General features: G+C 71.0%; 10 protein-coding genes. 7 read left to right on the top strand and 3 right to left on the bottom strand.

Annotated features, from left to right (window positions below):
- Positions 1-251: 251 nt before the first annotated feature.
- A complete protein-coding gene (locus tag FB470_RS26955) occupies positions 252-2,777 on the top strand; it encodes an AMP-binding protein (RefSeq protein WP_306996062.1) in 2,526 nt (841 codons plus the stop codon).
- A 412-nt stretch (positions 2,778-3,189) separates the two neighbouring features.
- On the top strand, positions 3,190-4,608 hold the full coding sequence (locus FB470_RS26950; protein WP_306996060.1) for an MFS transporter: 1,419 nt from the start codon (positions 3,190-3,192) through the stop codon (positions 4,606-4,608).
- A gap of 197 nt (positions 4,609-4,805) precedes the next feature.
- Here the strand turns inward: FB470_RS26950 and FB470_RS26945 are convergent, their stop codons facing one another.
- The 3 genes from FB470_RS26945 to FB470_RS26935 form a co-directional block, all read right to left on the bottom strand.
- Positions 4,806-5,741 (bottom strand): AMP-binding protein, encoded by a 936-nt coding sequence (locus FB470_RS26945; RefSeq protein WP_306996058.1) that lies wholly within the window; start codon positions 5,739-5,741, stop codon positions 4,806-4,808.
- 136 nt (positions 5,742-5,877) lie between these two features.
- On the bottom strand, positions 5,878-6,486 hold the full coding sequence (locus FB470_RS26940; protein WP_306996057.1) for a 3,4-dihydroxy-2-butanone-4-phosphate synthase: 609 nt from the start codon (positions 6,484-6,486) through the stop codon (positions 5,878-5,880).
- A complete protein-coding gene (locus FB470_RS26935) occupies positions 6,483-6,998 on the bottom strand; it encodes a flavin reductase family protein (protein WP_306996056.1) in 516 nt (171 codons plus the stop codon). Before FB470_RS26935 ends, FB470_RS26940 begins: the two co-directional genes overlap by 4 nt.
- Before the next feature lie 160 nt (positions 6,999-7,158).
- On the opposite strand from FB470_RS26935, the gene FB470_RS26930 reads away from it, so the two are divergent.
- The 5 genes from FB470_RS26930 to FB470_RS26910 are packed head-to-tail and all read left to right on the top strand — an operon-like array spanning position 7,159 to position 11,692.
- Positions 7,159-8,109, top strand: a complete 951-nt coding sequence (locus FB470_RS26930; protein ID WP_306996054.1) for an alpha/beta fold hydrolase — start codon at positions 7,159-7,161, stop codon at positions 8,107-8,109.
- Positions 8,106-8,828: a Crp/Fnr family transcriptional regulator gene (locus FB470_RS26925; RefSeq protein WP_306996053.1), complete on the top strand. Its 723-nt coding sequence runs from the start codon at positions 8,106-8,108 to the stop codon at positions 8,826-8,828. Before FB470_RS26930 ends, FB470_RS26925 begins: the two co-directional genes overlap by 4 nt.
- Positions 8,825-9,790, top strand: coding sequence for an alpha/beta hydrolase (locus FB470_RS26920; RefSeq protein WP_306996051.1), 966 nt, complete (start codon positions 8,825-8,827; stop codon positions 9,788-9,790). The genes FB470_RS26925 and FB470_RS26920 overlap by 4 nt, the downstream gene beginning before the upstream one ends.
- Complete coding sequence (locus FB470_RS26915; RefSeq protein ID WP_306996050.1) at positions 9,783-11,042, top strand: CaiB/BaiF CoA transferase family protein; 1,260 nt, start codon at positions 9,783-9,785, stop codon at positions 11,040-11,042. Before FB470_RS26920 ends, FB470_RS26915 begins: the two co-directional genes overlap by 8 nt.
- Complete coding sequence (locus tag FB470_RS26910; protein WP_306996048.1) at positions 11,039-11,692, top strand: enoyl-CoA hydratase/isomerase family protein; 654 nt, start codon at positions 11,039-11,041, stop codon at positions 11,690-11,692. The genes FB470_RS26915 and FB470_RS26910 overlap by 4 nt, the downstream gene beginning before the upstream one ends.
- Positions 11,693-11,702 lie beyond the last annotated feature (10 nt).

Below are 11,702 nucleotides of genomic sequence, written 5' to 3'. Positions count from 1 at the left end.
GCACGCCTCGACCTATGCATACGATCCTCATTCCACACTCGGCCAGTTAGGCTAGCTATACCTTAGGCCACGCGAACCGCGCCGTACAGTGAGCACGAGCACGGTAACCGTTCACCACCTAGCCCAGGTTTCTGTTGATCTTCCACGCGACGGATCACACTTCAGTTTTCAACTTTGCTTAGCCTATGCTTCCCTGGCTCGGGCGCCACGGCCGGGCTTCCGACGATCAACACTCCAAGGTGGACGGTGCGATGGACGGTCAGCTCCTCACCGCCGAGGGCTTGCGATTCGTGCACGGCCTTCGATCCCGGGGCGAGAGGACCGCCGTCGTCGGCCCGGACGGCTCCCGGCTCAGCTACCGGGACCTGGCCGCGCGGGTTGCCGCGACCGCCGCCCGGCTGGGTACCGTTCGCCGCCTCGTCCTCGTCGCCGCCTCCAGCGACCTCGACACCCTCGTCACCTACCTCGCTGGTCTGCACGGGGGCCACGCGGTCCTGCTCGCCGACGGCGAGAACCAGCACCACCTCGGCACCCTGATCGATCGCTACGACCCGGACGTCGTCGCTGCCCCGGGCCCTCAGGGGTGGAGCGTGCGGGAACGGCGGGCCGGTTCGGCGCACGTGCTCCACCCGGATCTCGCGCTCTTGCTGTCCACTTCGGGCTCCACCGGTTCCCCCAAGCTGGTCCGGCTCTCGACGGCCAACCTGCAGTCCAATGCCGACGCCATCGCCACCTATCTCGACATCCACGACACCGACCGCGCCGTCCTGTCCCTGCCGATGCACTACTGCTACGGCCTCTCCGTCGTCAACAGCAACCTCGCGCGGGGCGCGGCGATCCTGCTCAACCCGCATTCGGTGGCGGAGCCCGAGTTCTGGACGTTCTTCCGGCAGCACGAGGGCACGAGTCTGCACGGTGTGCCGTACACGTTCGACTTGCTCGACCGGGTCGGGTTCGACCGGATGACGCTGCCGAGTCTGCGCTACGTCACCCAGGCCGGCGGGAAGCTGGCACCCGAGCGGGTTCGGGCCTACGCCGAACTGGGCGAACGTCGCGGCTGGCGGTTCTTCGTCATGTACGGCCAGACCGAGGCGACCGCCCGGATGGCCTACCTGCCACCCGAACTCGCCACGTCCCACCCCGCGGCGATCGGAATTCCGGTCCCCGGCGGCTCGTTCGACCTCGCACCGTCCGATCGTCCCGACGAGGGCGAGCTGATCTACCACGGCCCCAACGTGATGCTGGGATACGCCGAGGATCCGGCCGACCTCGCGCGGGGTCGCACGACCACCGCCCTGTCCACTGGCGACCTCGCCCGGCGGACACCGGACGGGCTGTACGAAGTCATCGGCCGCCGCAGCAGGATCGTCAAGCTGTACGGGCATCGCGTCGACCTCGACCGCACCGAGGATCTGCTGCGCGAACGGGGTTACCAGGCGGCGTGCGGCGGAACCGACGAGACGCTGATCGTCGCGGTCCTCGCCGGCCAGGACACCACTGCGATCCGGGACCTGGTGGCGGATCATCTCCGGCTTCCCGTCCACAGCCTGCAGGTGCGCGAGTTCGACGAGATTCCCCGGCTCGGCAACGGCAAAGTCGACTACCCACAGCTGGTGGAAACGCTTCACGCGGACCAGGCAGACTCGCGGGAGCGCACGCCCCGGTCCGTGCGCGCGGTCTTCACCGCGGCGTTCCCCGGCACGCGGATCACCGACGACGACACCTTCGTCGGCCTGGGCGGCGACTCCCTGTCCTACATCCCGACCGCCCTCGCGCTCGAACGCGTACTCGGCGACCTCCCGCCGGGCTGGCCCACCACCTCCGTCGGCACCCTCTCGGCCCGGCAGCCCCGGCGACGCCGCCTCACTCCGATCGACACGGAGATCCTGCTGCGCGCGGCCTCGATCACCCTGGTCGTCGGAACCCACATCGGAGCCTTCCACCTCCGCGGCGGCGCCCACCTCCTGCTGGCGGTCGCCGGGTGGACGTTCGCCCGGTTCCTCCTGTCAGGACAGCCCACCAGCGGGGCACGAATCGCGCGGAGCGCGGCCAGGATCGCCGCCCCTGCGGTGTTGTGGCTGCTGTGGCGCACCCAGGCCAGCGACGACGTCCGGCTCTCGAACGTGTTGTTGATCAACAACTACGTGCGCGGCGGCGCCACCGGGTACTGGTTCATCGAAGTCCTCGTCCAGACCCTGCTCCTGCTCGCGGTCCTGTTCACCATCCCGGCAGTCCGGCGGTTCGAGCAACGGCACCGATTCGGCGCGGCAGCGGCGATACTGGGTGTCACCTTGCTGGCACGCCTGTTCACCGACGACGCTCACGGTTTCCCGGAGAGCGCCTTCACCACGCACGGTGCGGCGTGGTTCTTCGCTCTCGGCTGGCTCGCGCAACGCGCGAGCACCTCGGGCCGGAAACTCACCGTCCTCGCGGTGATGACCTTGCTCGTCCCCGGCTACTTCCCCGAACCGGGGCGCAACCTCATCGTGTTCGGCGGGCTCGCCCTGCTGATCTTCCTGCCCAGCATCCGCCTACCCCGCCTGGCCGCGCGCGCCACGAGCCTGCTCGCCGCGTCGTCCCTCTACATCTACCTCACCCACTACGCTGTCTTCCCAGCCCTCCTGCCACACTTCGCTCTCCCCGTCGTACTCGCGGCGTGCCTCGGCTCAGGAATCGTCGCCTGGATCCTCGTGCAGCGGATGGGAGGCGCTTGCGCCCGGATCCTCGCCTGGCGAGCTGCCCCCACCAGGCTGTCAGACGTGCGCGTTGACCTGTGATGTGACCACGACGGCGGAATTCTGGACCGGCCCGACACGCGGGTCCCGACGGCGGCCAGGAAGAACCGCCCCGCCGCCGCACGTCGCTGTTGTTGACTTCGACGGTGATCTCGGTGAATCCGCCGTCGGGCAGCAGGTTGCGGTAGCGCCTACCCCGACGAACTCGCCGAACGCATCGCCCGCGCCCACGCCTCGCTCGACCTGATCGAGTGCGCCCTGGACGCCAGTACGACGACTTCACCGGCTGCCCGCACTTCCAGGCCGTCATGGCCGAACGCATCGCCCTGGCGGCGACGACCGTCTCGGGCTGGACCTGGATCACACAAATACCCCCTAGGGGTACTTGCACCACCGCCCTCGACCGGTCTACCTTCACGATCAGAGATACCCCCTACAGGTATAGGAGACCGAGATGAGAACCGAATCCCGCCACTGGTGGGCACTGGGGTTCATCGCACTCGCCCAGTTCATGGTCATCATGGACACGTCGATCATCGGGGTCGCGCTGCCGAAGATGCAGTCCGACCTCGGCTTCTCCCCCGACGGCCTGTCGTGGGTGTTCAACGCCTACGTGGTCGCCTTCGGCGGGCTGCTGCTGCTCGGCGGACGCCTGTCCGACCTGTTCGGCGCGCGGCGGATGTTCGCCGCCGGCTGGGTCGTCACCCTCGGCGGCTCGGTGGTGGCCGCGCTCGCCGGCACCGCCGGTGTCGAGCTGACCGGCCGCGTGCTGCAGGGCGCCGGTGCGGCGTTGATCGCGCCGTCGGCCCTGACCCTGTTGATGGTGCTGTTCGGCGGGCGCCCGAAGGAACTGACCAAGGCACTGGCCCTCTACGGGGCGGCCGCACCGGCCGGGGGCACCGCGGGCGTCTTCCTCGGCGGCGCGATCACCGAATGGCTGTCCTGGCCGTGGATCTTCTGGCTCTACGTCCCGATCTCGCTGATCGCGATCGTGGCCACGCCCGCCCTCATGCCCGTCACGCCCGCCCGGCGCGGGGCGGTGGACGTCGCGGGCGCCGTGGCCGTCACCGCCGGTCTCGCGCTCACCGTCTTCGCCATCGTGCGCGCTCCCGAACAGGGCTGGGGGTCCGCGGCCACACTCGGCGCGCTGGCCGGCGGGATCGTGCTGCTGGTGATCTTCCTGGCCATCCAGCGCTCGCGCCGGGTGCCGCTGGTGCGGCTGGGCATCTTCCGCACCCCCAACCTCGGCGCGGCGAACCTCGCACAGCTGCTCCTGGGCGCCGCGTGGATCCCGATGTGGTACTTCCTCAACCTGTACCTGCAGCAGGTCCTGGGCTACGGCGCCTTCGCCAGCGGCGCGGCGCTGCTGCCGATGACCCTGCTGATCGTGATCCTGATGGTCGGCGTCGCGCCGCGCCTGATCGCCCGGTTCGGGTCGAAGAGCCTGATCGTGGCCGGGCTGTGGGCACTGGCCGCGGGCCTGGTGTGGTTGTCGTTCGCCCGGCCCACCGGGTCGTTCGTGGTCGACGTCCTGCCCGCGTCGCTGGTGGCCGCCCTCGGCCAGGCGCTGGCGTTCATCCCGTCGCTGGGCACGGCGATCTCCAGCGCGAAGCCGGAGGAAGGCGGGCTCGCCTCCGGCATCGTCAACACCTCCTACCAGATCGGCTCCGCCCTCGGCCTGGCCGCGATGACCGCGGTCGGCCTCTCGTTCGGGGCCGGCGAACTCGGCAACGTCGTCGCCCTCACCGACGGCTTCTCCGCCGCCTTCCTCGGCGCCGCCGCCCTCGCCGTCCTCGGCGGTTTCCTCGCACTGGCCACGATCCGCGCCACCCGCGCGGACACCGCCCCGAAGCAGGAGGTGACGAGCCTCTGACCCCCGACGACTGTTCCCCCGAGGCCGACTGTAACGGCTGACGAGCGAGCCGCCGACCGGCTCGCTCGTCAGCCGTTCCCACGACCCGCGGACGCCGGCGAACAGCGTCGAGGACGGCGAGACCTCACCCCGCAGGAGGCCCTGTCATTACTGCGGCCGAAGGTACCCAACCCCGGGGTCGTCGTCGTGCCGTCCGGTCATGCCGTCACGCCTGGGGCGAGCCGCTCGGCGATATCGGCGCGCAGCGCCTTCTTGTCGATCTTGCCGACCTTCGTGGATTTGAGCTCGTCGACGAGCACCAGGTGCTCGGGCAGTTTGAACCTGGCCACCCCGAAGCGCTCCATGGACCCGCGGATCTCCTCCAGGGTGACGGTGGCGCCGGGCTTGGGCACGACGTAGAGGCAGACCCGCTCGCCGAGTACCGGGTCCGGCATCGCGACGGCGGCGACCTGGCGCACCGACGGGAGCTGGTAGACGAGGTTTTCCACCTCCTCGGCGGAGATCTTCTCCCCGCCGCGGTTGATCATGTCCTTGTCCCGGCCCTCGACGATCAGGTTGCCCTCGGGTGTCATCCGGCAGATGTCGCCCGAGCGGTACCAGCCGTCGGCGGTGAAGGCGCGCGCGTTCTGTTCGGCGGCTTTGTAGTAGCCGCGCGGGGTGTAGGGGCCGCGGGTGAGCAGCGAACCCGGCTCGCCGGGCGGGACGTCGATGTCGAACGCGTCGACCAGGCGCACCTCATCGGCGGGCGAGACCGGGCGGCCCTGCGTGGTGCAGATGACCTCCTCCTCGTCGTCGAGGCGGGTGACGTTCAGCAGTCCCTCGGCCATGCCGAACACCTGCTGCAGCGTCGCGCCGAGCACCGGCTTGACCTTGCGGGCGAGGTTGTCGGCCAGCCGCGCCCCGCCGACTTGCAGGACCCGCAGGCTCGCGAGCTCGCCGGCGCCGTGCTCGGCGGCGTGTTCGAGCCAGCGCGCGGCGACCGCCGGGACGACCGCGGTGTGGGTGACGCCCTCGGCCCCGGTCGTGGCGAAGGCGCGCACCGGTTCGGGCGAGGGCAGCATGACGACCCGGCCGCCCGCGAGCAGCGTGCCGAGGATCCACGGTCCGTGTCGCCTTCCCGGCTGGCGCGACACACCCCGTCGCCGAGCGCGTAGAGAAGCGCACGCCTACGACATGGGCGTGGTCGCACCGGCGGTGGCCGTCGGGGCCTCCGGGTGATCGCGTCGAGGGGCTCTCCAGCGCGAAGGGTCCAGCTGCCGGGCAGGTGGGTCACACCGCCTGGCGGTGCAGGGGTCGGGAGGTGTGCGGATCGCCGGCGTGGACGAGGGCCAGGTCCGTGCGGGCGGCGAATTCGCGGGCTTCCCGGGGACCGGCGAGGAGGGCGGGGACGCTTGAGCTGACCAGCGCGCAGGTCGCGACGACGGGGCGCAGTCCGGCTCGCCCGGCGAGTGCGAGGGCTGTCGGTAGCGTGCCGCCGGAAGTCGTGTCCGCGGCGGCCCGCACGGGGATGACGTGCCCCGGGCGGGTGAAGTCCCGGGGCGTGCTCGTGGACGCGGCGAGCAGGCTGATCGTCCGGGCGCGGTCGGCCGCGGAGATGCCGGTCGTCGTCCCGTGCGCGGCGTCCACGGCGACGCAGTCGCGTTCCGGGGCGCCGCGGCTGCCCGGCGGGTACATCACCGGCAGGTCGAGCCGGTCGGCGTCGTCGTCGCTCAGCGCCACGCGCAGAAAACCGGTGCCGTGGCGAACGAGGAAGGCCACGGCGTGGGTGGTGGCGCGCTCGGCGGCGAGCACCAGCTCGGCCCGCAGTCCACAAGTGCTCACCACGACGATCGGGCGGCCGAGGGCCAGCGCGCGGGTGGCAGCGAGGTCGGGGCTCATCGGGTCTCCAGTGCGCGCACCTGGCTCAGGTGGAAGATCAGCGGATCGTGCCGGTCGTCGACGCGCGCGCCCAGCACCTCGAACAGGACGATGTCGTGGTCACCGGCGGGCAGGGTCCGGTCGATCCGGCACTCCAGCCACAGCGGGGCCCCGGCCAAGAACACCGCTCCACTGGGCGACGCCTCCCAGGTGGCGCCTGCGAACCGGTCGACGCCGCGGGCCGCGAGTGCGGCACTGAGCTCGGCGTGCTCGCCACCGAGCACGCTGATACCGACACGCCCGGCGGCCGCGAGCCGGGGCCACGTGGTGGAGCCGCGGCCGATGCAGACCGACACCAGTGCCGGGTCCAGCGACACCGAGGTGAACGAGCTGGCGGCCATGCCCACGGGGCCCTCGGGCCCGAGGGCGCACAGGGCTGTGACGCCGGTCGGGAATCGGGCGAACGCGTGGCGTAGCGCGCGTTCGCGCTCAGCCGGGTCCGCGGACAACAGGTGAAGGACGAGTGTGTTCACCTCAACAGGCTTCCCCGGCGTCGCGGCGGTGTCTGTGACCCACGTCCGCCGGGACCGGCACCGGACCGGCAGTTGACGGACGCAGGTCACAGACACGATCGTCCTTGCGGGACAGGATCGCTCAGGTCGCGGCCTGAGACAGCGCAGGAGGAGCATCGAAGTGGATGCAACGGATTTCGCGGGTGACGCCATGAGCACGGGCCTGTTCGCCGAAACCAGTGACGGTGTCCGGCTGCACGTGACCGACACCGGAGACGGTGTCCCCGTGCTCTTCCTCCACGAGTACGCGGGCGACCACCGGAGCTGGTCGCGGCAGGTGGCCGGCCTCCAGGACGACCACCGGTGCATCACCTACGCGGCGCGCGGCTACCCGCCCTCCGATGTCCCGACGGACCCGTCGGCGTACTCGTGGCATCGCGCCGTCGACGACGCGCTCACCGTGCTCGACGCGCTGGAGGTGGAAACCGCGCACGTGGTCGGGCTCTCGATGGGCGGGTACACGGCCGTCCAACTGGGACTCCGCCACCCCGGCCGGGTGCGCTCGATCATGGCGGTCAGCGTCGGATCCGGATCCGACCCGGCCACCCGCTCCGCCTACCTGGCGGAGACCCGGATCGTGGCGGACCAGCTCCGCACGCGGGGAGCGGACTTCGTCGGCCGCAAGTTCGCCGAGGGCCCCAGCAGGGTGCAACTCCAGTACCACAACGAGCCGGCGTGGCACGAGTTCATCGAGCAGTTCGCCGAGCATTCCACGGAGGGGCTGGCGCTCACCATCCTGGAAGTCCAGGGGCGCAGGCCGTCCCTGCACGACCTGACCGACGAATTCCGGACGTTCCCGGTCCCCCTTCTCGTCGTCGACGGCGACGAGGACGAGGCCTGCCTGTCCACCGGGCTGATGCTGAAGCGGACCGCACCCGCCTGCGGCCTGCAGGTACTGCCCAACAGCGGGCACGTCCCGAACCTGGAAAACCCCCGGCAGTTCAACGACATCGTCCGGCGGTTCGTCCGGTCCGTCGAAACGGGCGCGTGGCCCGAACGGGACCCCCGGTCGCGGTTCGCTTCGCAGTTCGGCCTCGACCGGCCCGATTCCGGGGAGCTGGTGGTGGAATGAACCGCGACGGCACACAGATCACAGCCGCCGCACTCCAGGCGTGGTCGAAGAGTTTCCTGTCGGGACAGGATCCGGAGATCCGCGACGCGCTCCTCGCGGACAGCCGCGTCGTGACGTACTCCGCCGGTACGGTGATCTGCCGGGGCGACAAGGACTACCGGGTCACGCTTGTCCACAAGGGACGGATTCGCGCGAAGGTGACGTCCTGGGACGGGCGGGAGGTCACGACGCGGTACGCGACCACCGGGCACTTCACCGCCCTGCCCGCGATGCTCACCGACGGCGCGCCCTCGTCGCTGGAAGCGGTGACCGTCTGCGAGGTGTCGGTGCTCAACCCCAGCACCTTCCGCCGTCTCATGCGCACCCGCGCGGAACTCGCCTACCAGGTCGCCGTGTACCTCGCGGAGTCCACCTACGAAACCGTGGCCTACCTCGAGGACAACCTGTTCAACTCCGTCCAGCAGAGGCTGAGCCGGCACCTGCTCGAGATGGCCACCCCCACGGTGAAGGGCCTGCTGGTGCAGACGGACCAAACCGATCTCGCGCACACCATCGGATCCGTCCGCGAGGTCGTCGCGCGTGCGCTCAAGAAGCTGGACGACATCGGGGCGATCCGCCGGTACCGGCGGCAGATCTGGATCGAGGATCCGGCGCTGCTGCGGTCGTTCGCGTCGACGGACCTGCGGGGCCGTCGCCTGCCGGAAACGAGGGACCGTTGAGCCAGTACCGGATGGACGAGGAGCTGGGGCCGTCGATCGCCGCCCTGCCCCGGGTCGACCGCACCGACGTCGCGGGAGCCCGCCGGGCGGTGGCGAGCCGGTACGTCGGACAGGGTTCGGTCGAGGGCGTGGCCGTCGATGACTGCTCCTGCACCGGCGCGGACGGGCACGTCGTGGAACTCCGCGTGTACCGGCCTTGTCGCCGCACGAACAGCGGGGCGGTCTACCACGTGCACGGCGGTGGTTTCATCCTGGGCGATCTGGACATGAGCCACCACCGCAACGCCGAGATCGCGCGCGAAACCGGCGCCGTCGTCGTCGCCGTGAACTACCGGCTGGCTCCGGAGTGGCCCTTCCCCACGCCGCTCGAGGATGTCTACAGCGGACTGCTCTGGCTGCACGAACACGCCGGCGAGCTGGCGATCGACCCCTCCCTCGTCGTGCTGCACGGGGTGAGCGCCGGCGGTGCGCTCGCGGCCGCGACCGCCCTGCTGGCCCGCGACCGGAACGGGCCCCCGATCCACTTCCAGTTCCTCAAATCGCCGGCGCTGGACGACCGGCTCCGGACCGCGAGCAGCAGGCGGTTCACCGACACGCCGGCGCTGAACCGCCGGGACGCGGAGATCGGCTGGTCCGCCTACCTCTGCGGAGCCACCGGCACGGTGTCGCCCTACGCCGCACCCGCGCGCGCTTCGGACCTGACGAACCTCCCGCCGGCGTATGTCTCCGTCGCCGAGTTCGATCCGTTGCGCGACGAGGGCATCGACTATGCGCGGTCGCTGCTGGCGGCCGGCGTTCCCGTCGAACTGCACCTGTTCCCCGGTACCTACCACGGTTCCGGGGCGGTACGGGAAGCGGCGGTGAGCCGGCGGGAGCTGTCCGAGGAGGTGACGGTGCTGCGGAAGGCACTGGAGCGGCCGGCGACAGCACGAGACGACGAGGGGAACCGAGCACATGTCTGAGGCGAGCGTGACGACCGGGCCGCCGGCGGGGCGGCACTTCCTCAGCGGCGTGCGGGTCGTGGACATCACCGGCGCCCTGGCCGGCCCCTACTGCACCACGATCCTGTCCGACCTCGGCGCGGAGGTCATCAAGGTGGAGCCCGTGGACGGGGACTCCCTCCGGCGACGCCTGGTCGGGCCGGAACAGCGGCCGCTGCCGTTCGACCTGATCCACCGCAACAAGCGCAGCCTCGCCGTCGACATCAAGACCGAGCGGGGGCGGAACGTGGTCCGCGCACTGGCGCGCCGGTCGGACGTGCTGGTGGAGAACTTCCGGGTCGGCGCGCTCGCCGCGCAGGGACTGTCCTACGAGGACCTCAAGGACGACTGCCCGGACCTGGTGTACTGCTCGATTTCCGGGTTCGGCCAGTTCGGGCCGATGCGCGACGCGAAAGGCATCGACCTGGTCGCCCAGGCCTACGGCGGACTGCTCAGCGTCACGGGAAGCACGAGTGGGGAGTTGGCGAAGGCCGGCTATCCCATCGGGGACCTCGGCACCGGCATGTGGGGCGCCATCGGTGTGCTGGCGGCGCTGCACCGGGCCCGCGCGGGACTCGGCGGCGCCCACATCGACGTGTCGCTGGCGGACACGATCGCCGGATGGTCACTGTGGGAGGTCGCCGATTTCGTCGGGACCGGCGAGCCCCCCGGCCCGCTGGGCACCGCGCACCGGCTCACGGCCCCGTACGAGGCGTTCACCTGCGGCGACGACGCGGTGCTCGTGATCGGCGTGACCGAGCGGTCCTGGCGGGCCTTCTGCGGCGTCCTCGACATCGACCTCTCCGGCGACGAGCGTTTCCGCGGCGAGTACGACCGCTTCGTCCACCGCGAGCAGCTCGCCCGGCTGCTCCAGGCCCGGTTCCGGACGGCGCCGAGGGACTTCTGGATCGAGCGGCTCCGCGAAGCAGGTGTACCGTGCGGGCCGGTCAACACCGTTCCCGAGATGCTGGACGACGCCCAGTACGCCGCCCGTGAGATGTTCCCGAGCGACGTCGAGCGGTTCGGGCACCGGCGCATGGTGAACACGCCGCTCGTCGCCGACGGCGCACCCCGCGCCCGGCGGAAGGCACCCGAACTCGGGCAGGACACCGTCGCGCTCTTGGTGGAGCTGGGCATCGGAGACCACGAAATCCGGACCCTGGTGCGGGATCGGGTGGTCGGCGGCGCCGCGGCGGAGGCGTCCACACCGGACACGAAGGTCGGCTGGGGATGAGCGATCCGATGCGTCTGGACATCGTGGACCGGGTCGCCCGGCTCACGATCGACCGGCCGGAGAAGCGGAACGCGATGTCGGGCGACATGTGGCAGGCACTCCTGCGGCACGTCCGCACGATCGAACGGACGCCCGATGTCGCCGCGGTCGTGCTGAGCGGCTCCGGAGGGAACTTCTCCGCGGGCGGGGACCTGGCCGAGTTGAGCGTCCCGGATCCGGACCACGTCGCCGGCTATCGGCGCCTGGCCGAGACGGCTGTCCTGGCGCTGACGGAGCTCGCACCGCCCAAGCTGGCGGAGATCGACGGGCCCTGTTTCGGTGCGGGGTGCAGCCTCGCGCTCGCCTGCGACGTCCGGATCTGTTCGCCGGCAGCGCAGTTCCGCATCCCCGCGCTGGGCCACGGCCTGACGTACGAACCGGTTTTCGTGCAGCGGCTCGTGCGGGCCGTGGGCTCCGGTCCGGCAGGGCTGCTGCTCTACGGCGGGGAACGCTGGACCGCCGCCGAAGCCGCCGCGTACGGCCTCGTCGACAGGTGCACCCCGGACGTGGCGGGCGCGGTCGAACGGATCCTGGCCTGGCTGCGGGGCGCGGACGGCGACGCCATCGCGTCGACCGCGATGTCCATCAGAACCGCCTCGCGGTCCCGGTAGGAAAGGTCAC

It is taken from the genome of Amycolatopsis thermophila, assembly GCF_030814215.1.
Taxonomy (GTDB): Bacteria; Actinomycetota; Actinomycetes; order Mycobacteriales; family Pseudonocardiaceae; genus Amycolatopsis_E; species Amycolatopsis_E thermophila.
Note: the sequence above shows the minus strand (reverse complement) of the source record. Positions and strands in the feature narration are given on the sequence as shown.